At 62.7% G+C, this 22,173-nt stretch carries 19 protein-coding genes; 15 read left to right on the top strand and 4 right to left on the bottom strand.

Going from position 1 to position 22,173, the window contains the following annotated elements; all coding sequences use genetic code 11:
- Nucleotides 1-126: 126 nt before the first annotated feature.
- Nucleotides 127-912, bottom strand: a complete 786-nt coding sequence (locus NCT03_RS31435) for an iron-containing redox enzyme family protein (RefSeq protein WP_244831408.1) — start codon at nucleotides 910-912, stop codon at nucleotides 127-129.
- Nucleotides 913-1,274: 362 nt separating this feature from the next.
- Here NCT03_RS31435 and NCT03_RS31440 point away from each other — a divergent pair, with 362 nt between their 5' ends.
- Nucleotides 1,275-2,558 (top strand): cystathionine gamma-synthase family protein, encoded by a 1,284-nt coding sequence (locus tag NCT03_RS31440; RefSeq protein WP_250495288.1) that lies wholly within the window; start codon nucleotides 1,275-1,277, stop codon nucleotides 2,556-2,558.
- A gap of 506 nt (nucleotides 2,559-3,064) precedes the next feature.
- Nucleotides 3,065-3,706: a 4'-phosphopantetheinyl transferase family protein gene (locus tag NCT03_RS31445; RefSeq protein WP_250495289.1), complete on the top strand. Its 642-nt coding sequence runs from the start codon at nucleotides 3,065-3,067 to the stop codon at nucleotides 3,704-3,706.
- 201 nt (nucleotides 3,707-3,907) lie between these two features.
- Here the strand turns inward: NCT03_RS31445 and NCT03_RS31450 are convergent, their stop codons facing one another.
- Nucleotides 3,908-4,204, bottom strand: coding sequence for a hypothetical protein (locus NCT03_RS31450; protein WP_250495290.1), 297 nt, complete (start codon nucleotides 4,202-4,204; stop codon nucleotides 3,908-3,910).
- Between the two features lie 330 nt (nucleotides 4,205-4,534).
- Here NCT03_RS31450 and NCT03_RS31455 point away from each other — a divergent pair, with 330 nt between their 5' ends.
- The 3 genes from NCT03_RS31455 to NCT03_RS31465 all read left to right on the top strand — a co-directional run bounded on the left by NCT03_RS31455 (nucleotide 4,535) and on the right by NCT03_RS31465 (nucleotide 8,399).
- On the top strand, nucleotides 4,535-5,179 hold the full coding sequence (locus tag NCT03_RS31455) for a hypothetical protein (RefSeq protein ID WP_250495291.1): 645 nt from the start codon (nucleotides 4,535-4,537) through the stop codon (nucleotides 5,177-5,179).
- 26 nt (nucleotides 5,180-5,205) lie between these two features.
- Complete coding sequence (locus tag NCT03_RS31460; RefSeq protein WP_250495292.1) at nucleotides 5,206-6,588, top strand: DUF1254 domain-containing protein; 1,383 nt, start codon at nucleotides 5,206-5,208, stop codon at nucleotides 6,586-6,588.
- Nucleotides 6,589-6,878: 290 nt separating this feature from the next.
- On the top strand, nucleotides 6,879-8,399 hold the full coding sequence (locus NCT03_RS31465; protein WP_250495293.1) for a DUF1254 domain-containing protein: 1,521 nt from the start codon (nucleotides 6,879-6,881) through the stop codon (nucleotides 8,397-8,399).
- Between the two features lie 433 nt (nucleotides 8,400-8,832).
- Here the strand turns inward: NCT03_RS31465 and hutG are convergent, their stop codons facing one another.
- Both hutG and NCT03_RS31475 read right to left on the bottom strand, forming a co-directional pair.
- Entirely contained in the window at nucleotides 8,833-9,645 is an 813-nt protein-coding gene (hutG, locus tag NCT03_RS31470; protein WP_250495294.1) for an N-formylglutamate deformylase, read from the bottom strand.
- Nucleotides 9,646-9,687: 42 nt separating this feature from the next.
- On the bottom strand, nucleotides 9,688-10,656 hold the full coding sequence (locus tag NCT03_RS31475; protein WP_250495295.1) for a LysR family transcriptional regulator: 969 nt from the start codon (nucleotides 10,654-10,656) through the stop codon (nucleotides 9,688-9,690).
- A 312-nt stretch (nucleotides 10,657-10,968) separates the two neighbouring features.
- On the opposite strand from NCT03_RS31475, the gene NCT03_RS31480 reads away from it, so the two are divergent.
- From NCT03_RS31480 to NCT03_RS31525, 10 genes are all read left to right on the top strand, one after another.
- Nucleotides 10,969-11,679 (top strand): ABC transporter permease, encoded by a 711-nt coding sequence (locus tag NCT03_RS31480; protein WP_284503550.1) that lies wholly within the window; start codon nucleotides 10,969-10,971, stop codon nucleotides 11,677-11,679.
- Nucleotides 11,676-12,905, top strand: a complete 1,230-nt coding sequence (locus NCT03_RS31485; RefSeq protein WP_250495297.1) for an ABC transporter ATP-binding protein — start codon at nucleotides 11,676-11,678, stop codon at nucleotides 12,903-12,905. Before NCT03_RS31480 ends, NCT03_RS31485 begins: the two co-directional genes overlap by 4 nt.
- A complete protein-coding gene (locus NCT03_RS31490; RefSeq protein WP_250495298.1) occupies nucleotides 12,902-13,624 on the top strand; it encodes an ABC transporter permease in 723 nt (240 codons plus the stop codon). Before NCT03_RS31485 ends, NCT03_RS31490 begins: the two co-directional genes overlap by 4 nt.
- Nucleotides 13,625-13,724: 100 nt before the next feature.
- Nucleotides 13,725-14,567, top strand: a complete 843-nt coding sequence (locus NCT03_RS31495) for a glycine betaine ABC transporter substrate-binding protein (protein WP_502800449.1) — start codon at nucleotides 13,725-13,727, stop codon at nucleotides 14,565-14,567.
- A 10-nt stretch (nucleotides 14,568-14,577) separates the two neighbouring features.
- Nucleotides 14,578-15,423 (top strand): nitrilase-related carbon-nitrogen hydrolase, encoded by an 846-nt coding sequence (locus NCT03_RS31500; protein WP_250469915.1) that lies wholly within the window; start codon nucleotides 14,578-14,580, stop codon nucleotides 15,421-15,423.
- Nucleotides 15,424-15,507: 84 nt separating this feature from the next.
- Nucleotides 15,508-16,761 (top strand): aromatic ring-hydroxylating oxygenase subunit alpha, encoded by a 1,254-nt coding sequence (locus NCT03_RS31505; protein ID WP_250495300.1) that lies wholly within the window; start codon nucleotides 15,508-15,510, stop codon nucleotides 16,759-16,761.
- Nucleotides 16,754-17,857 carry an FAD-binding oxidoreductase gene (locus NCT03_RS31510; RefSeq protein ID WP_250495301.1) on the top strand — a complete coding sequence of 368 codons (1,104 nt, stop codon included), beginning with the start codon at nucleotides 16,754-16,756 and terminating at the stop codon, nucleotides 17,855-17,857. Before NCT03_RS31505 ends, NCT03_RS31510 begins: the two co-directional genes overlap by 8 nt.
- 1 nt (nucleotide 17,858) lies before the next feature.
- Nucleotides 17,859-19,223: an MmgE/PrpD family protein gene (locus tag NCT03_RS31515; RefSeq protein WP_250495302.1), complete on the top strand. Its 1,365-nt coding sequence runs from the start codon at nucleotides 17,859-17,861 to the stop codon at nucleotides 19,221-19,223.
- A 31-nt stretch (nucleotides 19,224-19,254) separates the two neighbouring features.
- Nucleotides 19,255-20,901 (top strand): FAD/NAD(P)-dependent oxidoreductase, encoded by a 1,647-nt coding sequence (locus tag NCT03_RS31520; RefSeq protein ID WP_250495303.1) that lies wholly within the window; start codon nucleotides 19,255-19,257, stop codon nucleotides 20,899-20,901.
- A 53-nt stretch (nucleotides 20,902-20,954) separates the two neighbouring features.
- Nucleotides 20,955-22,157 (top strand): NAD(P)/FAD-dependent oxidoreductase, encoded by a 1,203-nt coding sequence (locus tag NCT03_RS31525; protein WP_250469920.1) that lies wholly within the window; start codon nucleotides 20,955-20,957, stop codon nucleotides 22,155-22,157.
- The last annotated feature ends 16 nt before the right edge of the window (nucleotides 22,158-22,173 follow it).

Here is a 22,173-nt window from a genome sequence, read left to right on the forward strand (position 1 = left end):
GCAGTCGAGCATGAAAACTCGACCGCAACGAGCGTTTGAATGGAGCTGCGCGAGCGCCCTTGTCGCAAGAATCTTTGCTGCGATAAGCGCGCGAGCGTGGGCGGGACTTTTTGAAGAACTGCCGGGTCAGTGGCTTTTAACGGACATCATCTCGCGGGCGACCGCATTCCAAAAGCGCTCGAAAAGTTGCAGGTGCGTGTTGAAGCCTGCGGTTAATCTCGTGAGCGCGTCTGTGTCCGACACGAATTGCTTCGCCGCGCTGAGGGACTCGACTTTGTGTTCTTTCTCTGTAGCGCCGATGTGTGCGTAAAAGTACTCGCAGGACTCGTGAAACTCGTCCTCTTCTTCCCATAAATCCTTGTAGACCAAAGCTCCATCATAGAGTTTTCGGAGCATCGTGTACGCCTGCCATTCGAGCGCCAGTTGTGCTCCAGCGGCAGTTGCATTGTCATCGCCATAAAGACGCTTTTCTCCTTCGATGAGCGCCTGCGTTTCCGGCAGAACCTTCAAGTCATGTTGAACCGAAGCCCAATCGAGACGAGAACCTTCTCCAATCTTGCGACCGAGATCGCTCAACCAAGCGTCGAAGAGAATCGAGTGGACCTTCTCCGGATTGCCGTATCCCATCTCCGAATACAACGTCTTCGCGTATTCCGCTTGCGCGACCACGTTGCGCGTGCTGCTTATCATCACCGCCAAGACTTCTGGGAACGCGCGATTGAATTCGCCGTAGTTTCTCGCAAAGATTGCGATCTGCCGTGCGTTCAAGCGCTCACGGGTCCATAGAGAGTAGAAGTCGTTATCGAGCGCTCCACTCGACATGGCGGATCGGGCTAATGCTTCTAGTTCGTCGGAGAAGTTCTTTGTCGACAGACGTGCCGACCCGTCCCGAACGCTCGTGCGATCAAGCATCTCAGTTTCCTTTTAAATCAAATAAATTCGTTTACTTTCAATGACTTAGACAACACGCGCAGTTTCCACCGCCAACCTGTCATAGCGCCAACAAAAGTTATTGATAAGGTTGATGACGGTTTCTGATGACCGTGAAGACGCCTTGATGATGGGAGTGCTCGAACGTTGCTGCGTGACTCGGATTCACGGCGCGCGAAACCCGGCGCATTCGAATGGCAATGGAGACCTGCGAGCTTAAACACGATCCAGACGGGAGTAGCATGGCCGAGCATCGACGCGCCGAGAGCGGAGCACTGTGCATGCGACCCTGCGCGATCGATGTGAGCCGGAACCGATTCTTCCTGACCTGCATGGAGTGACGAATGGCCTATCACAACTATCACAAGCGCAAGATCGCCAATCAGGATCTGCATCCCGAAACGCAAATGATGTCGTATGGTTACGACCCGTTTCTTTCGGAGGGTTCAGTCAAGCCACCCGTGTTTCTCACATCGACTTTCGCGTTCCGCACGGCCGAAGACGGTGCGGCGTTTTTCGATATGGTCGCCGGGCGCAAGCCTTCGCCCGATGGAGAGAGCGCCGGTCTCGTCTACAGTCGTTTCAATCACCCCAATCTCGAGATTGTCGAGGATCGTCTCGCGCTGCTGGACGGCTCAGAAGCCGCCGCCGTCACGTCTAGCGGCATGGCGGCGATTGCCGCGATCCTGTTCGCGTTCCTCCGACCCGGCGATTGCGTCGTGCAGTCCGCGCCGCTCTATGGCGGCACCGAAACTTTGATCTCTAAATTCCTTCCTGACTGGGGTATTCGTTCGCACGTGATTGCCGATGGCCTTTCCCGTGAAGCGATTTCCACCGCACTGGAAGCGGCAGCGAAGAAAGGCCGTGTCGGCATGTGTTACGTCGAAACGCCGGCCAATCCGACCAACGCGTTGTTCGATCTCGACGGTCTGCGTCAGGAAATCGATGCGTTTGAATCGCGGCATGGCTATCGCCCTCTTTCCGTATGCGACAACACTTTGCTCGGGCCGTTGTTTCAGCAACCGGTAAATCAAGGCATCGACCTGAGCGTGTATTCGCTGACCAAGTACATCGGGGGGCATAGCGATCTCGTTGCGGGAGGCGTCACCGGCAGCAAACCTCTGATCACGCGAGTTCGCGCGATTCGCGGCACGCTAGGATCACAACTCGACCCGCACTCCTGCTGGATGATCACGCGTTCGATGGAGACCCTCGTTTTGCGGATGGAGCGCGCAGCGCAGAGCGGCACGGCCGTCGCGCGATGGCTCGCAAACAACCCTTTCACACCGATCGAGGTGCTGCATTCCGAACTCATCGACGAGCCGGTTTATCAGACGGTGTATCGACGTCAATGCAGCGGGCCGGGATCGACATTCGCATTCGTTCTCGACGGCGGGCGCGAACAAGCATTCAAGCTCATCAACGGACTCGGCTTGTTTAAATCGGCCGTGAGTCTCGGTGGCACGGAGTCGCTTATTTGTCACCCGGCATCGACGACACACTCTGGTGTTCCCGTTGAAGTACGCGCCGCCGCGGGCGTGTCAGAAGGACTCATTCGTGTGTCGGTGGGGCTGGAGCATCCTGACGATTTGATCGCCGATCTGTCGAATGCTTTAGGGCAATGCTGAGGGCTCGTTGTTCTTCATGATCCATTTGAACTTGGGCGCCTCGATCCAATTTGTGCCGGAGAAGATGTAGGCGGACAATGCCAGGCTCACTGGCTCACGAAATACGACGTAATTCACGAGAAACTTGTCTTCTAAGTCTAGTCGATTGGACATTATTTTTATAATGTCGCTTAGGGTGGGGGCAACCGTCATTAGGAGCATTGCTTCTTTCTGTCGCCAGCTATGAAAGCTGGCGATAGTCAACGCGCCCTCCCATGCGCAGCTGCAAACATTCAAGCAAAATGCGACGGCACATCCCCGATGCTGCGGATCTGCCGCGTCTGCTTCGGTCGTCGACTCTTTGAAGCGTTGCGCAATACCGTTTGTTGGAAGCGACGTGACGCAGAAAGAGCGACCTTTTGTGGATCGTCAACATCAGAATCGCAACACGCATCGAACTATCGTCCATGCAGAAACCATGCTTATCGAAGCTTCCGCTCCATCGCGATGTCCCTGACGACGTCTACATGTGGCTAGTTGAAATCGACGTAACCGCGTCGCTGATGGAAGCGGCCGCCGGCGTCTTGAACGCCCAAGAACTCGCACGCGCGAGTCGCTATCGGCATCAGGCCGATGCCGCGCGCTTCGCCACCGTACGCGCCGCCTTGCGACACGTGTTGTCTCTCACGCTGAATGCCGATCCCGCAGGCCTCGTCCTCGAAACCGACGCGAATGGCCGCCCCTTTCTCGCAATGCCTCACGCGCCGGATTTCAATGTCTCGCATTCGGGTGCTTATGGGATGATCGCCTTATCGGCATCGCGGCGTGTGGGCGTGGATATCGAAGAGATGCGGTCTTCGCTCGGCTGGCTCGAACTGCAGTCCGCCGTTTTTGCCGATGCCGACCGGCGCGCTCTCGATGCACTGCCCGAACTTGCTCGCAGCGCAAGCTTCTTCGCTTGCTGGAGCGGCAAGGAAGCGGTGTTGAAGGCACGCGGCGAAGGCCTGGTTAGCGTACAGGTCGGTCTCACCAGCTTTTCGGTGCTGCCTTGTCTGGAGGGCCGCTTCGCCGTATCGAGCGCGGCGGGCGATATTCGCGCCGCGGCGCTCGATGCGCCGGCAGGCTACGTCGCCGCCGTCGCGTGGTCTTCAGCATCGATCGTGTCATAGCACAATCTCAAAAGCGCCCGCTTCGACGCCCTTCCAAAACCGTCTCGACCACCCCGGGCGACTTATCGATATCCTGTTCCGTGAATGCAAAACGCGTCCGCTCCTTGCGCGCGTAACGCTTCGTGCCATCGCGATAACGCGGAGGTGCCGGATCGTCCGATTCGATTGCCCTGTGCATCGCGATCGAGCAGCAGGCCGTGCTTATCGAGGTCGTGCGACGGACACGCCACCATGGAAATAAACTTTGGAATCGCAACCGCCGTAGTGCAGGATTTTCGTGTTGTCATCGAGCGCATGAAGCATTTCGCCGCGCGTCGAATCGAACGCGAAACCATTCGTCCTCAGCGCCACTGCGGCCGCCGCGAGCGCCACCGCGATCGCCGGGTTATCCGTTCTGAAGCCAGCAGGCGTCGCGAGCGGACGCGCAGGATCGAATGCTTCGGCATAAAGCCGCGCGTCCGGAATATCGCTTGCACGACGTTTGTCGTAGGGTGGCAATCATCTTGACGTTGCCCTTCCAACAATGTTATCTATCATTTGTAGGGCCACCAAAACCGGTCGCGGCGCTGGTCGTTTCCCAGTGCCGGGGAACGCTTCCAGCGTGTGCGCACGACCCTGATACGTGTCTGCTGTTTGTGAGGACGGCTGATGTGTGAGCGATATACGAGATCGTTGCTGGCCGGATGTCGATCCACAATCAGCACGATTGTCGCGGCCTCGCTTCTGCTTTTCGGTAACGCGTCGCGCGCCCAAAGTTCCGCGGATGACGCAAACAAGAGTAACAACCCGCTCAATCTCGCGGCGTCGTTCAACATTCAAGACTATTACGTGCCGAGCGTACATGGCGCGCACGCACATACCAACGACTTCCTGCTGAGACCAACCGTTCCCGTCGGTCCCAACAGCATCGTGCCGGTGCCTGAAATTTTTCGATTGACGGCACCGCTCAGCACGAGGCCAGATCCAACCGGCGGCTACAACACCGGACTAGGCGACATCAATCTCTTCGACATTTTTCTGCTCAGTCAGGGACAGACGCAGATCGGCATTGGCCCGCTCATCACTATGCCGACAGCGACCGACCCGAGCCTCGGAAGCGGCAAGTGGCAGGCCGGGCTCGCGGCGGTCGTGGTGAACGCGAATAAAGCCCGGCTCATCGGTGCGTTGGTTCAGTGGCAGCATTCATTCGCCGGACAGAGCAGCCGGCCGACGGTTCAGTCGTTGACGGCGGAGCCGTTCGGCATTTTCAATCTTCCCGATGGTTGGTATATCCGGTCGACGGGAATCTGGACCTTCGATCTTCAGCACGGCAGCTACTACATCCTTGTTGGCCTGGGTGCCGGAAAGGCGTGGAAAGGCGGATCGACTATCTACAACGCGTTCGTCGAACCTCAATATTCCGTTGCTCACTCGGGCGCAGGTGTTCCGCGCTGGCAAATTTTCGCGGGACTCAATATGACTTTCGGAAGATAGACGGCAACGTCAAAGGACGAGACGCCATGCATCGAGTCATCACTCGTTTCGGGACGATTGCGCTGAGCCTGTCGTTTCTCGCGCCCGGCGCTTACTCGCAAGATACGGTTAGTCCGACGGAGGCGCGCGGCATCGCCAAGGATGCGTTCATCTACGCCTACCCGATGCTGTTCAATTACAAAACAATGTATGAGCAAGCGGTCGACCCCAAGTCGAAGAGCTATGTAGGCGGCTTCGGCAAATTTCGCAATTACTCGCAGCCCTATAGTCCCGAGAACAAGGACATTGTCACGCCCAACAACGACACGCCTTATTCCTGGGCGTGGCTCGATTTGCGACGGGAACCTTGGGTGCTGACCGTGCCGCGTGTCCCTGACGAGCGCTACTACGTGTTCCAGTGGATCGACCTTTTCACGTACAACTTTGCATATGTCGGCTCGCGAACCACGGGCAATGGCGCGGGTCATTATCTTTTTGCAGGGCCGAACTGGCATGGCGAAACGCCAAAGGGTGTTGACAAGGTGTTTCGTTCGGAGACGAACTTTATCTTAACGCTCGGCCGTACCGCCCTGAACGGTCCTGAGGACGTTAAGAGCATGCAGGCCGTGCAGAAAGGATACCGGGTCACGCCGCTCTCTGCCTTTGAACACGATCATGCTCCCGCTGCAGCGCCTAAGCTCAACTTTCCGGTATGGAACGAGGCGAAGGCAACGTCTATCGACTTCATCGCCTATCTGAATTTCTTGCTGCAGTTCACGCAACCGCCCGCACCGTCCGAAGCGGAACTCATGCGGCGCTTCGCCAAGATTGGCATTGCGCCGGGCCGGCGTTTCGACGCATCTGCCTTGTCGCCGGACATGAAGCAGAGCATCGTGGCGGGCGTCGCGGATGGAAAAGCCTCGCTCGACGATGCCATGAAGCACACGACCAGTTCCTATGATCTCTTCGGCACGCGGGACGACCTTAAGGGAAACTATCTGACGCGCGCCGTGGCTGCCGCGATGGGGATTTACGGCAACACCAAGGAAGAGGCGGTGTATGTCGGCACTCGACTGGGTGCCGATCACCAACAATTGATGGGCTCGCAACCTTACGTCGTTCATTTCGACAAGAAAGATCTGCCGCCTGCACGCTTCTTCTGGTCAATGACAATGTACGACTTGCCAGGCCGGCACCTCGTCGCGAATCCCATCAAGCGATACTCGATCGGCGACCGCACCAAAGGCATCAAATACGGTGCCGATGGCTCGCTCGATATCTATCTACAGCACGCTTCGCCTGGAGCAGACAAGGAATCGAACTGGCTGCCAGCCCCAAACGGCCCCTATGATGTCATCGCGCGAATCTACGGACCAGACCCGTCGGTCTTTGATGGAACGTGGAAATTTCCGGTTCCGCAGAAGCGTTGAATTCGACTGATTGAACGGTTGATCAACGCTATGGGAGCGTGCTGTGAAGAAGCCCACTGCGGTGCGAGTGACACGCTCTCGGCATTGGCCCGATGGTCACACGATCGGGCACAGTAAGTCACGCCAGTGTCAGCGTCGCTTCGGCGGGTCGACGAATTTCAAGTAAGCCGTCTTCCGAAGCGAATCTCGTACAACTCTCGGTGAGCGCGACATTTCAGTAGGACATTCAGGTAAGCGACGTTGCCGTCTGCTGTGAATTGAACCGTACTTCAAAGAAAAAGGGCTTCGCGATGAAAAGAGCACGTAAGCTCGTCTCCCTTGTGACTGCCGTGACCAGTTTGCCGATGGAGTCGTGCTGCGCGCTGCAACGGCGCAGCGCGACTGCAAACAACAAACGAGCCATCGCGGCCGCACTGATTGCAGTGACACTAACCGCCTGCGACACGACTCACTCGATCAATTCGTCCCAGCCGCCAACGAAGCTTGCGATTACTGCCAGTACGAATGAAATTCGAGCCGTCGCCAAGGAAGCGTATATCTATGGAACACCCATGGTCGCGACCTACACGACGATGTACGCGTTCTCGATCGATTCAAGCAACCCGCAGTACAAAGGTCCTTTCAACACCATCCTGAATATCTCTCGGGTTTTCACGCCGGACGACACTGCCTTCGTCACACCGAACTCGGACACACCTTACTCGTTCGCCGGCCTCGACCTTCGCGCCGAGCCGGTTGTCATCACGATCCCGCCAATGGAGCCGAAACGCTATTTCGTGTTCCAACTGATGGACCTTTATACCTTCAACTTTGCCTATGTCGGCACTCGCACCACTGGTAATGGTGGGGGCAATTTCTTGATTGCCGGACCCAACTGGAAGGAAGCGCCGCCGCCCGGTATCACGCAGGTTATCCGCTCAGAAACCGAGCTCGTTAATGTCGTTGGCCGCACCCAGCTCTTCAACCCAGGCGATCTCGATAACGTCAAGACAATCCAGGAAGGCTATCGGGTGCAAACTCTTTCTTCGTTTGCTGGTAGCGCGGCCCCGCCCTCGGCACCCTCGATTCAATGGATCAAGCCATTACGACCTGACATGCAGCACACGTCGCTCGAGTTCTTCAACCAGCTCGCGTTCGCCTTGCAGTTCACGCCAGTCAACCCAACGGAGAGCGACTTGCGAAGCCGGTTCACGACGATTGGAATCGTTCCGGGACGACCGTTCGACGTCGGCGCGCTTTCCGAGGAACAGAAAGCGGCGTTGCTCTCCGGAATGGAAGACGGTCAGAAAGAGATCGACTTAAAGCGCGCGTCCCTTGGTGGGAAGACTGACACGTTATTCGGAACACGCGCGTACCTGAAGAACGACTATGTTGCACGGGCTACAGGTACGCAGGTTGGGATCGGCGCGAACTCGCGGGAAGAGGCGCTCTATCCGATCCTCGAAAAGGATTCGAGCGGCCAGCCACTTGACGGCAGCAAGCATCGGTACACGTTGCACTTCGAGAAAGGCCAACTGCCACCCGTCAATGCGTTCTGGTCGATGACCATGTATGCCTTGCCAAGCCAGTTGCTGGTGAAGAACTCCATCAATCGCTACTTGATCAATTCTCCGATGCTGCCTTCGTTGAAAACCGATCGCGATGGTGGTACGACGATCTACGTCCAAAGCACATCACCCGGCAAGGCCAAGGAGGCAAATTGGCTACCCTCGCCGGCCGGCCCTTTCATGGTGACAATGCGGTATTACTGGCCCAAGCCTGAGCTTCTAAATGATCAGTGGCACACACCAGAACTTCGGCAAGCACCCTAGAAAAAAAGAATCTCATTTGCTTCGCCGTGACGCGCGACGGCGAAGCCGGTCTGAATCGTCCATGCGATGGGTAGTACAGGTTCTTTTCGCACGTCGCGCCTTATCTGCGCGTGCCGTCGGACCTGATTCGCGCCGGACGACCCCGCGAGCGACATAGTGAAGGCGACGCGGCTGGAGGTGCGAAACGCTGACGCTCAACCCCGAAGCCGCGCGTGACTATTTGCAGCACGCGTAGCGATGTCAGTGTTTCAACTCGACCACGTAAGGCTCGACATCGCACCGCAAGCGCTCAACCCCGAAGCCACGGCGAAAACCGAACAATCTGTAAAGGCGACCGCAATGGCAATCCAATGACTGGAAATAAGCCCGGCGGCCTTGAAGGCTGCTGGGCTCTTGTGTTCACGCATGCCCGCTCGATGCTCCAACGAGTTCGTCATCCACCAGTCGTTGACGACATCCCAGCCACCGCTTTCACGGCCCCCCGAACCATCCGCTCGACCACGGCCTGTACGGCATCGGCACGCCCTGGCGCATAGTCGAACGGAGGCGTCTCGTCCATATACGTGCTCTGACACATCTCCAGCTGCACGGCATGAACGCCCTTCTCCGGCGCGCCGAAGTGCCGCGTGATGAAACCGCCCTTGAAGCGGCCATTGGCAATCCACGTATAGCCGCTCTCCGCAGCCCCGTCGGCGACCGCCTGCAACACCGGCGGCGCTGCCGTCCGCCCGTCCTGCGTACCGATGTTTAGATCCGGCAGCTTGCCCTCGAACAGACGCGGCAATACGCTTGCGATCGAATGCGCTTCCCACAACAGCACGTTTGCATGCTTCTCGCGCAGGCGCGCGAGTTCGCCGGCGATGGTGTCGTGATACGGCTTCCAGTAAGCCGCGACGCGGCGCTGCCTTTCGGCGGCGTCGGGCACGCAGCCTTCGCGATAAACCGGCTCGCCGCGAAACGTCAGGTCCGGGCACAAGCCCGTCGTGGTCTGCCCCGGATAGAGGCTTTCGTCCGAAGACGGCCGGTTCAGGTCGATCACATAACGCGACAGGCGCGCGCCGAGCACGGTCGCGCCGAGTTCACGCGCGAACGCGTAGAGGCGGTCGAGATGCCAGTCGGTATCGGCGACCGTCAGCGCAATGTCCGTGTATTGGCCGCGCAGGTCGTCGGGGATGATCGTGCCGAGGTGCGGAATCGACAGAAGGAGCGGCGCATCGCCGCGAGTCAGGGTGAAGATTTCGTTCATGGCGTGAGTAGCGAAGGGTAATCGAGGTTGAGAGCAGTACATTCAAAGCAACGCGTCGTCCCGCAATGTCGGCAAGGCACGCTTGAGCGCGGGACGAATCAGATGGTCGAGCACGCGGCGTGTGAGCACGGCGATCTCATCGACGAAATCGCTCCATTCGCCTTGTCGATGCAGCAGAAAGAACTCGCGTCGCCCAAGCCGGCTCGCGGGAAGAGACAGCACCGCGATTTCATCCAGATAATGCCGCGCTTGCCAGAGACACAGCGGTGTCGAGATGGCGAAGCCGAGTTTCGCGGCGACGAGGCTCAGGAGCGGATCGGTCGCATCGAACTCGTAGCGGCGCGGACTTTCGATACCCAGATGCCGCGCGAAGCGCTCCACCTGCTGGCCGATCACCGAGCGCGCCGTATAACGGATCAACGGCAGTTCCGTTGCAAGCTGCCGCCATGACGACGCTCCTTGGCGCTCATCGAGCCAGCGTCGCGACACGACGGCCACGAACGCTTCCGAAAACAACGGCATTTCGACGATACGGCTGTCGTTTAGCACCGTCTGCGTACAGACCGCGATATCGACCTCGCGCGCGTGCATCTGGTCGGACAGGCCCGGCGTGAGTCCCGACCACAAGGCAATCTGCCGCGCGGAACCGGACATCGCGCGAATGAGTTCGGGGCCGACCGTCGCCGCGAAGGAATCGACGCAGCCGAGCCGCAGAGGCAGCGCTCCCGCCAGCGACGCATCGCCGATGCGCGTGCTTACCATTTGCGCATGGTCGAGCAGCGGCCCGGCAAGTTCGAGCAGCGCGCGTCCCGCCAGATTCGGACGCGGCGGGCGGCTGTCGCGATCGAACAAGCCAGCGCCCTGCTCGCGCTCGAGCGACGCAATCGACTGGCTCACCGCGCTCTGGCTCACGCCCAGATGTTTCGCGGCTGCCGTCATCGAACCGGTCTCGCAAACGGCGACGAAGGCCTGCAATGCGCGTAGATCGATAGGTGGTGGGGTGCGTTTCATCGCGTTTCCGTGGTTTGCAGGCACGCGCCCGGCCAAGTCCCGCCGTGCGGCGCTCATGTTGCACGCACTGGGCTGGAAGCCGCGCGTCTCGCGCAAACGCCCGCATGGGCCATAAGTTTGCCTTATGCAAAAAGATCGTGCGTCGTTTGTCGAGATCGGGGCCCGTGTCGCATTGATGACAGTAGACGTCGAGTTTGTGCCGGTTCCGGCGATTTTGGACCGGTACATTCATTCGTCACGGGCATCGAGGCGCGGGAGGCTGCAGTGCAGACACTGGTTTTTATCTGGAGCAACGCGGCGTCGATCGCTTCCATGCTGGTCGATCACGTGTTGCTGGTGCTTGCCGGCGTCGGCTGCGCCATCGTGACGGGCGTCGCGCTCGGCATCGTCATCACGCTCAACGAGCGGCTCGCGCGCGTGGTGTTGTACGCCGCCGCGATGCTCATGACGATCCCATCCATCGCGCTCTTCGGCTTGCTGATTCCGGTGCTCTCGCTGATCGGACAGGGCATCGGCTTTCTGCCTGCCGCCATCGCACTCTTTCTGTATGCGCAATTGCCGATCGTGCGCAACACCTACGCCGCGATCCGCAACCTCGATCCCGCGCTGCGCGAAGCCGCCAACGGCATGGGGATGACCGCGTGGCAGCGGCTCTACCGCGTGGAGATGCCGATTGCCGTGCCGATCATCATGGCGGGCGTACGCATGGCGGTGGTCATGAATATAGGCATTGCGGCGATTGCCACGTATATCGGCGCGGGCGGGCTCGGGCGGCTGATCAGCCGGGGCATTTCGCAATCCGATCCGCGCCAGTTGATCGCGGGCGCGGTGATCGTCGCGCTGCTCGCGATCCTCGCCGACCTCGGCCTGGGCGCGCTGCAATGGCGCCTGACGCCGGAAGGCATGCGGCCGCGCCAGGCGCGCTTCTTCTGGCGCCGCAACGCGACGCGCGGGCCGCTGGTGACGGCCGCGACGGCCGCGACGGCCGCGACGCCGATTTCATCCACAGCGGAGGACCGATGATCGATCTTCGACACCTGACGAAGCGATTCGAAAAGCGCGGCGAAAAGCCGGTCGTCGACGACGTGTCGATGACGATCGGCGAAGGCGAACTCTGCGTGCTGCTCGGGCCGTCCGGTTGCGGCAAGACGACGACGCTCAAGATGATCAACCGGCTCGTGCAGCCCACGTCAGGGCAGATTCTGATCGGCGGCGCGGATACGGCGGGCTTCGATATTGTCGAGTTGCGGCGGCGCATCGGCTATGCGATTCAGCAAGTCGGCCTGTTCCCGAACATGACGGTCGCCGAGAACATCGGCATCGTGCCGAAGATGCTCGGCTGGGACAAAACGCGCATCCGCGAGCGCACCGAAAAGCTGTTGGAGATGGTCACGCTCGATCCGGCCGTCTACATGCGATGTTATCCGCGCGACCTGTCGGGCGGGCAACAGCAGCGCGTGGGCGTGGCGCGCGCGCTCGCCGCCGATCCGCCGGTGATGCTGATGGACGAACCGTTCGGCGCCATCGATCCGATCAATCGCGCGTCGATTCAGGACGAATTCCGCCATATTCAGACGACCCTGAAGAAGACCGTGATGTTCGTCAGCCACGACATCGACGAAGCCATGAAAATGGGCGACAAGGTCGCGATCTTCCGCAACGGCAAGCTCGAACAACTGGCGAGCCCGGATGAACTGCTGGCGCGTCCCGCGAGCGCGTTCATCGCCGATTTCGTGGGCACTGACCGGGCGCTCAAGCGTCTGCGCCTGATGCGCGCCGTCGATGCGGCGCTGGAACCGGCGCGCGTCGCGCGGCTCGGCTACCCGAGCGCCGATGCCCGCGCGCTCTTGCGCGATCACGTGGCCGACGCACTGGTCGTGCTCGACGCCCACGGCAGACCGGCCGGCCACGTCGGCGCGGCCGAACTCGACGCCAGCGGCGCCACGCTCGAAGCGCCGAGTCTGCGCGCGTTGCCGGGCGTGGTGCGCGCGGGCGACGACCTGCGCGCGGTCATGTCGATGCTGCTCGCGCACGGCGCGTCGTGGCTGCCGGGCGTCGACGCGGACGGACGCTTCATCGGCTACGTGACGTATGAACGCATCGCGCTGATGGCGCGCGCGGCGTGCGTGTCCGGCGCGGCATTGCCCGAAGGCGGCCTGGCCTCGTCCGCTGGCGACGCGGCGAAAGCGGGCGATGCATCGCGCGATGACGGGGCGCATCCCGAACTCGCTTTCGGAGGCGCGCGATGAACCATCGACGCGACGGTTCGCGTATTGCGTTAGGCGCGATGATGGCGTTGGCCAGCGCATCGGCGCATGCAGACGACTGGCTCGCATCGATCGGGCAGTACCGCGCGGACATCGTCTATCAGTCCGGCCAGCAGATGCTGATGGTGCTGATCGCGGGCGTCGCGGCTATCGTGGTCGCGGTGCCCGCGGGCATCTGGCTGAGTCGCCCCGACAACGGCCGGGCCGCGCAGTTCGTGATGTTCACGCTCAACGCGGGCCAGGCCGTGCCCAAGCTCGCCATTCTCGCGCTCGCCATGAGCGTGCTCGGCATCGGCGCGAAGCCCGCGATTCTTGCGCTATGGCTCGCCACGCTGCTGCCCATCGCGATGAATACATACGAAGGCATACGCGCCGTGCCGCCCGCGCTGATCGAGGCCGCGAACGGCATCGGCATGACGCAACGGCAGATTCTCTTCAAGGTGGAATTGCCCAACGCCATGTTCGTGATTCTCGCGGGCGTGCGCACCGCGCTCGCCATCACAGTCGGCACCGCACCGCTCGCGTTCCTCGTCGGCGGCGGCGGTCTCGGCGAGCTTATTTTCACGGGCATCGACCTCAACGATTTCACGATGCTGCTTGCCGGCGCCATCCCGACCGCCCTGCTCGCGGTGGCAACCGACCTGTTCGTCGCGCAGATGCAGCACTGGCTCGTGCCGCGCGGCGTCAGTCCTCAACGCTGAACTTTCCTGGATAACGAAGCTCATGCTCAAGCCTTTGCTGTCACGCAAACTGTGGTCGCGTCTTTTCGGCGCATCCCTGTTCACGCTTGCCCTCGGAACGATGGCGATGCAGGCCGCGCAGGCTGCGCCAACTGTCACGGTCGGCGGCAAGAACTTCACCGAACAAGTGCTGCTGGCGGAAATGACCACGCAATTGCTCAAGGCGAAGGGTTTCACGGTCGTCAAGAAAGACGGCATGGGCAGCACGGTGCTGCGTCAGGCGCAGGAAAACGGTCAGGTGGACGTGTACTGGGAATACACCGGCACTTCGCTCATCACCTACAACAAGGTGACCGACAAGCTCGACCCGCAGCAAACTTATGCGCGCGTCAAGGAACTGGATGCCCAGAAAGGCCTCGTGTGGCTCGACCCGTCGAAGGCGAACGATACCTACGGCATCGCCATGAACCGCGATGTCGCGCAGAAGCTCGGCGTCACGACCATGAGCGACCTCGCCAAGGTGCTCAACAGCGGCAAGGAACTGACCTTCGCGTGTAACTCCGAGTTCTATGCGCGCCCGGACGGCCTGCGTCCGCTGCAAAAAGAATACGGCTTCAGCTTCGGTCCGTCGCAGATCAAGCGGATGGATTCGGGTCTCACCTATCAAGCGCTGAAGGACCGTCAGGTGGACACCGCGCTCGTTTTCACGACCGATGGCCGCGTGCCCGCTTTCAACTTCATCGTGCTGCGTGACGACAAGAGTTTCTTCCCCGCCTACGCGCTTACGCCGGTCGCACGCAAGGCGACGCTCGACGCGAATCCGAATCTCGCGGGCATCCTGAACGCGCTGTCGGCCAAACTCGACGACGCAACGATGGCGCGACTCAACGCCGAGGTCGACGTCCAGAAGAAGTCGCTCGACGAGGTGTCGGCTACTTTCCTCAAGTCCGCCGGACTGATCTGACGCGCGTCCGATGAAGCCTTTTATCGTCGCCGCCGCGCAAACCGAAACCGTCGCGGGCGATCTGGCCGCGAATCTGGCGGCGCATCGCCGGTTTATCGACGAAGCACGCGGGCGCGGCGTTCAGTTGCTCGTGTTTCCCGAGTTGTCGCTTGCCGGTCACAGTGCGGGCGCCGATGCCTTGAGGCTCGCCTTGCCGCGTAACGCCGCCGCGCTCCTCGAGCTGGCTGAAGCGTGCTCGCCGCTTGCCGCCGTGGTTGGCTTCGTCGAGGAAGCAGCGGGCGCGCAGTTCTACAACAGCGTCGCGACACTGTACGCGGGACGCGTGGTGCACGTGCATCGCAAGATCGCGCTCGCCACTTACGGCCGGCTCGACGACGGCAAGCACTACGGACACGGCGCGCGGCTCGACCAGTTCACGCTGCCCGCCGATCCGCGCTGGCAGATCGCCACGCCCGTGTGCGCGGATTTGTGGAGCCCGGCGGTGATGCATCGGCTTGCCTGCGACGGCGCGACGCTATGCGCGGCGCCGGTGAGTTCGGCAGTCGAAGCCGTGGGCGACGCCTTCGACAATCCGCGCGGTTGGGACACGGTGCTGCGCGCCCATGCACTCGTCTACGGTCTGCCTGTCGTGTTCGCCAATCGCGTCGGCCGTGAAAACGGCCTGCGCTTTTGGGGCGGCTCGCGCGTCGTCGGGCCGCGCGGCGAAACGCTCGCGCAAAGCGAATCGGCACGTGAGGAACTGGTCGTGGCGACGCTCGACTACGAAGCCGTGCGCGCCGCGCGCTTCGACTTGCCGACCCTGCGCGATGCCCGCGGCATCCACGCACTCGAAAGCGGCATCGTGTCGGTTTCGTGATCGCGTTGGTCGTGTGTCTGCCCGCACCGGTCATATCCGCGACCGACAATCGATTCAACTGATCGTTCGCATGGGAGTGTGACGATGATCGACCCGACGCGCGTGCGCGCCGCCCTGGCCGAGCGCCAGGACAACTTCTCGCTGCCGCAGCCTTTCTATACCGATGAAGCCTTTCATCGGCTCGACCTCGACGCCGTCTTCAACGACGAGTGGCTGTTCGCCTGCAACAGCTGCGAACTGCGCGAACCGGGCGATTATCTGACGCTGGAAATCGGCGCGACATCGGTGCTCGTGCTGCGCGACATGGACGGCGAAATCCGCGCGTTCTTCAATACCTGCCGGCATCGCGGCTCGCGCATCTGTCTCGAAGAGAAAGGGCATGCGCATCGGCTTACTTGTCCGTATCACCAGTGGGTGTACGACCTCGACGGCGCGCTCCTGCATGCGCGGCAGATGCCGGCGGGCTTCGAGCGCGAGGGCTACGGCTTGCGCGCCGTGCATGTCGAGATCGTGTGCGGCATGGTCTATATCTGCCTCGCCGCGACGCCGCCCGACATCACGCGCTTTCGCGACGCGGTCACGCCCTACCTTGCGCCGCATCAGCCGTGGCGCACCAAGGTCGCGGCCAGCGTGACGATGATCGAGGAAGCCAACTGGAAGCTCGTCATCGAGAACAATCGCGAGTGCTATCACTGCGCGGCCAATCACCCAGAGTTGCTCGCGACGCTCGTCGAATTCGCGTTGCCCGACGATCCCGCTGGCTCGCGCGACTTCCGTCTGTTGATGGAAGCCCAGGCTGCGAAGTGGGACCGTCACGGCTTGCCGCATTTGCCCGCCGATGGCGGCGACGAATTCCGCTGCATCCGGCTGCCGTTTCATCGCGGCGCGGTGTCCTTCACGCCGGACGGATCGCCCGCGTGCGGCAAGCTGCTCGGCGAACTCACCGATCCGGATCTCGGCTCGGTGCGCATGTTTCGCGTGCCGAACAACTGGAATCATTTTCTCGCCGACCACATCATCCACTTCCGCATTCTGCCGCTGTCGGCCACGCGCACGGTGTTGCGCACGACGTGGCTCGTACACGAGGATGCCGTCGAAGGCGTCGATTACGACGTCGATACGCTCACGTCCGTATGGAACGCGACCAACGCGCAGGACGCGCGGCTCGCGGCGAACAATCAGCTGGGCGTGGGCTCGCTCGGCTATGCGCCGGGACCGTATGCGCCGTCCGAGTTCATGCTGCGCAACTTCACGAACTGGTATGCAAGGAAGCTCGCGTCACATCTGGACGGCGCACACGGGCAGCGCTCAATCGCGCTGAAGGTGTCGAATGGCTGATGTGCCGACATCTTCCGATACGGCGTTCGACGGCACCCTCGCCTTCGCCTGCGACACGCCCGCATCGCGCACGCTCGAGTGCATCGGCGTGCGTGACGAAGCGCCGGGCGTCAAGACCTTTCGCCTGCGCGATCCGCACCCCGACGGCGCGCGCCGCTACGCGCCGGGCCAGGCCATGCTGCTGACGCTCGATATCGAGGGGCGGCGCTTCGACCGCACGTTTTCTATCGCCTCGACGCCGCTCGAAGCGGACGCGCTCGAACTGACGATCAAGGCGCAGTCCGGCGGCGTCGTCACCCGCTGGCTGCATGAGCGCTTCGCGCCGGGCATGCGCATCGACACGCGCTATCCGCTCGGACGCTTCACACTCGATGCATCGGCCAATACGCCTCTCGCGCTAGTGTCGGCGGGCTCGGGCGCATCGCCGCTGATGTCCATGCTGCGCACGCTGGCGCGCCGCTCGCCGCACGCCGACATCGCCTGGCTTCATTGCGCGCGCGGCGTGGACGACATTCTTTTTGCCGATGAACTCGCGACGCTTCAGGCGCGTATGCCCAACCTGACAGTACACGTGTGGCTGAGCGCGCCCGCACCCGGCTGGTTCGGTCTGCGCGGGCGCATGTCACGCGGCGCGCTTTGGGCAATGGCGCCGGACTTCGGACGCCGCACGGTCTATTGCTGCGGTCCGGCCGGTTTCATGCAGAGCGTGCGGCAGATTCATGCGGCCGAAGGCGCCCGCCGCGCGGCGTTTCATATCGAGCATTTCGGTCCCGTGATCGAGCCGATGGAAAGCGAAGCCGCGACGAGCGGCGCACCTTCGTCCGACGAACAGCGCGATGCCATTTTCAACGCGTGGCTGAACGGCCGGCGCTTCGATGTACGCGCGGGCGAAACGCTGCTCGTCGCGGCCACGCGTCAGCAAGTGGTGATTCCGTGCGGTTGCGCGAGCGGCCTGTGCGGCACGTGCAAAGTGCGCCACCTTTCGGGCGAAGTCGCGATGAAACATGCAGGCGGAATTTCCGCGGCCGAAGAAGCGCAAGGCTGGATTCTCGCGTGTTCGAGCCGTCCCTTGACCGATGTCGAAATCGCCTTCTGACATGCAAACGGCACCGACGCTTCATCACGACGCCAGCCGCTTCACGCACACGCTTGGCTTCGACATGCTTCCCGCTACCGTCGTGCGCGACGCGCAGCGCCGCATTCTCGACCTGCTCGGCGTCGCGGCGGCGGGCACGTCCACACGGCTTTCGACAATCGCGCGCGAGCATGCGCTCGATTGCTTCGCGGCCGGACGCACCCCCGCGCGCATGCTGTTCGACGGGCGCATCGTCAGTGCTCCGGGCGCGGCGTTCGCGGGCGCAACGACCATCGACAGTCTCGACGGCCATGACGGCCACGCGCTCACCAAAGGCCACGCGGGCGTCACCGTCTTGCCGGCCCTGCTCGCCATGACCGAGCGCGCGCCCGGCATGAGCGGACGCGAGTTCATCGTGCAGACGGTGCTCGGTTATGAAATAGGCACGCGTGCCGGTATCGCGCTGCATGCGACGAGCCGCGAATATCACACCTCGGGCGCGTGGAATGCGTTGGCGGCCGCCGCTATCGCGAGCCGCGCGCTCGGCTTCGACATACCGGCGACGCGCCACGCGCTCGGCATCGCCGAATATCACGGGCCGCGTTCGGACATGATGCGCTGCATCGATCATCCGACCATGCTGAAGGACGGCTCGGGTTGGGGCGCGCTGGCGGGCATCAGCGCCGCCCTGCTTGCCGCGCGCGGCTACACCGGCGCGCCCGCGACCACCGTCGAACGCGATGCGCCCGCCTGCTGGTCCGACCTCGGCGATCGCTGGCTGATCCTCGAACAGTATGTGAAGCCGTATCCAGTGTGCCGCTGGGCGCATCCGGCAATCGCCGCCGCGCTTGCAGTGCGCGCGCTCGATGGTTTCGATGCGGCCAACATCGAGCGCGTGGAGATCGAAACCTTCCACGAGGCGACGCGTCTCTGGTCCGCGCTGCCACGCACCACCGAGGAAGCGCAGTATGGCGTGCTGTTTCCCGTCGCGGCGGCGCTGGCGCATGGCCGTGTCGATGCCGGCACCATCGGCGATTCGGGCCTTGCCGATCCCGCCGCGTGCGCGTTGCTGCCGCGCCTCGTCGCAAAGGAGCACGCCGCGTTCAGCGCCGCGTTTCCCGCCGAGCGCTGGGCGCGCGTGACGGTCGAACTGCGCGACGGCCGCCGCCTCGATTCCGGTCCGATGCAGGCAAGCGGCGACCTCGCGCGCCCGATGACACCCGACGCCGAGCGCGACAAATTTCGTGAACTCTGCGGCGCGCGCTTCGGCGCACGGTTCGCGCGCGAACTCGAAGACGCGGTGGACGCGCTCGCCGAACCGCACGCCCGCGCCGGGCGCCTGTGCGAACTCGTGCTGGGCACGCCGCCCAGTGCGTCGCAAACATGAACACTCCGATCAGCCAACGAAACAACGAGCCATGCCAGTAAATCCCGACGCATTCCCAACGCCGTTCCACGATCCCGCGTCCGTGGCGGGCAAGGCGCCGCCCATCGGCGAATCGACCGATCTGCTGATCGTCGGAGCGGGGCCGGCCGGCATCGCGGCGGCACTCGAAGCGGCCGGTCGCGGTATACGCGTCACGCTCGTCGACGAAAACCCCGTGCCGCTCGAAACCTTGGGCGAAGACGTGCCGCTGCACTTCGGCAGCCGCATGGGCGCGGAGGCAGGCAACGCCAACGCGATGCTCGAAGCCATGCTCGACGCCCATCCCGAACTGGGCGACGCGCTCGAAGCGGGTATCGACGTGAAGCTGGGCACGGCAGTGTGGGGACTCTTCCCGCACGGGCCGGCGAACGCTTGGATCGGCACGCACGTGGCCGGTCTCGCGGACGCCGAACATACCTGGCTGCTGCAATTCAGTCAGGTGATCGTTGCGTCGGGGCGGCGCGACATGGGACTCGCCTTCGACGGCTGGCAACGCCCGGGCGTGATGGGTGCAAGCGCCGCGTGGCGGCTCGCGGTTCTCTACGGCGCGCTCGACGCGCGGCGCGCGGTGCTCGTCGGCAGCGACACGGATGCGCTGAACGTCGCGCTCGAACTCGTCTCGCGCGGCGTGCAGATCGTCGCGGTGATCGAACAGGCTGGTGAAATCGTCGGCGATGCGGCGCTCGCGGCGCAACTCGAAGCGAGCGGCGCGCACATTCTCACGCGTCATGTCGTGCGCCATGCACATGGCGATGCTTATGGCGTGACTTCCGTCGACGCAGCCACGCCCGACACGACCGCCCTGACGACATTCGATTGCGATACCGTGCTGCTCGGCATCGCCGCGTTGCCTGCAATCGAGCTGCTCGAAGCGGCAGGCTGCGCGACTGCGTTCGATGCCGCGCGCGGCGGTCATATCGCCCGTGTCGACAGGATGCAACGCACCTCGTTGCCGTTCGCCTACGCGGCAGGCGACTGCGCGGGCGTCTGGCCGGCGAAGAGCCGCGACGAAACGATCGCGCGTGAAGAAGGCCGCCTTGCGGCGCGCGCGGCTTTATCGTCGTTGGATGAAAGCGCTCCTCTCGCCGACGCGCCGCCCGCGCGCCAACCCGATGCGCCCGCGCAAGACATCGCGCTATCGCGTGTCGAATGGGTGCGGGCAAGCGTCATCGGCGCGGCGGGCGAGCCGTTCGTCTGCCAGTGCGAGGAAGTGACGGCGCGCGAAATCCTCGATGTGCGGCCGCCGCGCTACCTCGGCTGGCAGCCCGCCGACGCGCTTCACGACACACGCGGCGTCGCGGGTCTCGCGCAAAGCGGGCCGCCCAGTCCCGACGCGGTAAAGCGTCTCACGCGCGCATGCATGGGCCCGTGCCAGGGCCGCCGATGCCGCGAGCAAGTCGCCGCGCTGCTCGCGATAGGCTCCGGCTGCGCGCTGCCGCAGATTCCGCTCGCCACATTCCGCGCGCCCGTCCGGCCGCTCGCGCTGCGGCAGCTAGCCGAGGTGGCCGAAGCGCAGGCGACCGGCGCGCATTGGGACAGCTGGTTCGGCATGGCGTCGCAATGGGTGCCGTTTTGGCGTGTCGATCCGCTGTATCGCGCGGGCACACGCCGTCAGGGCGAACCGGTGGCGAGCGAATGAACGAAGCATCGACCGGCCGTCGCACTCGAATCGAATCTTCCGGACAGACAAGCATGAAAGCAGACACGCAACAGGACAGCGGCACGCCGAAGGGCGCTTCGGTGGTTATCGTCGGCGGCGGCGTAACGGGTTTGTCGGCGGGATGGTGGCTCGCGCGCGAGGGTGTCGACGTGCTGGTGCTCGAAGCGGGAATGATCGGCTGGGGCGCGTCGGGCCGCAACGGCGGCGGTTGCTCGCATCATCACAGCCCGCTCTTTCTCGAAGAACAGCGTCTCTGGCCGATGATGGACGACCTGCTCGGCTATCCGACCGAGTTCCGCGCCGAGCGTCTGCGCATTGCGCTCGATGAACAGCAGTTCGTGTTGTACCGGCGCGCGCTCGAAAACGGCGAACATCACGGCCTGCGCTCGGACGTGCTCGATGCGAAACAGGTGCGCGAACTCGTGCCGCTCGCCGGCGACAACGTCCATGCCGGCTACTTCTATCACTTCGGCGGACATGCGAATCCGCATCGCACGTTGCAGGCTTATGCGTGGGCGCTGGAGGATCACGGCGGGCGCATTCTCCAGCACACGCCGGTGACAGGATTCGTCCGGCAAGGCGGACGCGTGAGCGCGGTGAAAACGGCTCACGGCGAGATTGCCTGCGATCATCTCGTGATCGCGGCCGGGCCGCATACCGGCGTGCTCGCGGCGCAACTCGATATCGATGTGCCGCTCGCCGCCGCACGCGCCGAGATGATCGTCACCGAGCCGTTGCCGCCAATGGCCATCGGCGGCGTGGATGGCAATGGCCTCTATGGACGGCAGACGCTGCGCGGCAATCTCGCTTACGGCGGCGGTCCGCACGAATGGATCGGCCTCGACGATGTGCCGAAGGTGCGGCCGCAATCGACTCCGCTTCAGTGCAGTATCGCGGCGCGCCTGGCTGCGTTGCTGCCCAAGGCGGCGCACGCGAAAGTCATCCGCAGTTGGGCGGGATATATCGAGAACACGCCGGATGGACGGCCCGTGATCGATCGTCCGGATGAACGAGGCAATGTGACGGTCGCGACGCTATCGAGCGTCGGCTTCGGCCTTTCGCCCGCAAGCGGTCACGCCATCCGCGACCTCGTGATGGACGGGCGCTGCGGTTTTGCGGATTTGTCGTCGCTGAGATTGGCGCGCTTCGCTCATCTCGAACCGGACTGGCGCGAGCTTCAGGGCTGGTTGCCGTTGCCGCTGCGCGCATCGGCGCCGGTGCTGGAAGCGGCTTGAGCGCATTGCGTCGCCC

Origin of the sequence: Caballeronia sp. GAWG1-1 (assembly GCF_023631465.1) — a bacterium.
In the GTDB taxonomy this organism is placed as follows: domain Bacteria; phylum Pseudomonadota; class Gammaproteobacteria; order Burkholderiales; family Burkholderiaceae; genus Caballeronia.

Excerpts from the sequence above, each read along its gene's own strand:
- NCT03_RS31435 (WP_244831408.1), bottom strand. The coding sequence starts at position 912 with ATGCTTGATCGCACGAGCGTTCGGGACGGGTCGGCACGTCTGTCGACA.
- NCT03_RS31440 (WP_250495288.1), top strand. The coding sequence starts at position 1,275 with ATGGCCTATCACAACTATCACAAGCGCAAGATCGCCAATCAGGATCTG.
- NCT03_RS31445 (WP_250495289.1), top strand. The coding sequence starts at position 3,065 with ATGTGGCTAGTTGAAATCGACGTAACCGCGTCGCTGATGGAAGCGGCC.
- NCT03_RS31460 (WP_250495292.1), top strand. The coding sequence starts at position 5,206 with ATGCATCGAGTCATCACTCGTTTCGGGACGATTGCGCTGAGCCTGTCG.
- NCT03_RS31465 (WP_250495293.1), top strand. The coding sequence starts at position 6,879 with ATGAAAAGAGCACGTAAGCTCGTCTCCCTTGTGACTGCCGTGACCAGT.
- hutG (WP_250495294.1), bottom strand. The coding sequence starts at position 9,645 with ATGAACGAAATCTTCACCCTGACTCGCGGCGATGCGCCGCTCCTTCTG.
- NCT03_RS31475 (WP_250495295.1), bottom strand. The coding sequence starts at position 10,656 with ATGAAACGCACCCCACCACCTATCGATCTACGCGCATTGCAGGCCTTC.
- NCT03_RS31480 (WP_284503550.1), top strand. The coding sequence starts at position 10,969 with ATGCTGGTCGATCACGTGTTGCTGGTGCTTGCCGGCGTCGGCTGCGCC.
- NCT03_RS31485 (WP_250495297.1), top strand. The coding sequence starts at position 11,676 with ATGATCGATCTTCGACACCTGACGAAGCGATTCGAAAAGCGCGGCGAA.
- NCT03_RS31490 (WP_250495298.1), top strand. The coding sequence starts at position 12,902 with ATGAACCATCGACGCGACGGTTCGCGTATTGCGTTAGGCGCGATGATG.
- NCT03_RS31495 (WP_502800449.1), top strand. The coding sequence starts at position 13,725 with ATGGCGATGCAGGCCGCGCAGGCTGCGCCAACTGTCACGGTCGGCGGC.
- NCT03_RS31500 (WP_250469915.1), top strand. The coding sequence starts at position 14,578 with ATGAAGCCTTTTATCGTCGCCGCCGCGCAAACCGAAACCGTCGCGGGC.
- NCT03_RS31505 (WP_250495300.1), top strand. The coding sequence starts at position 15,508 with ATGATCGACCCGACGCGCGTGCGCGCCGCCCTGGCCGAGCGCCAGGAC.
- NCT03_RS31510 (WP_250495301.1), top strand. The coding sequence starts at position 16,754 with ATGGCTGATGTGCCGACATCTTCCGATACGGCGTTCGACGGCACCCTC.
- NCT03_RS31515 (WP_250495302.1), top strand. The coding sequence starts at position 17,859 with ATGCAAACGGCACCGACGCTTCATCACGACGCCAGCCGCTTCACGCAC.
- NCT03_RS31520 (WP_250495303.1), top strand. The coding sequence starts at position 19,255 with ATGCCAGTAAATCCCGACGCATTCCCAACGCCGTTCCACGATCCCGCG.
- NCT03_RS31525 (WP_250469920.1), top strand. The coding sequence starts at position 20,955 with ATGAAAGCAGACACGCAACAGGACAGCGGCACGCCGAAGGGCGCTTCG.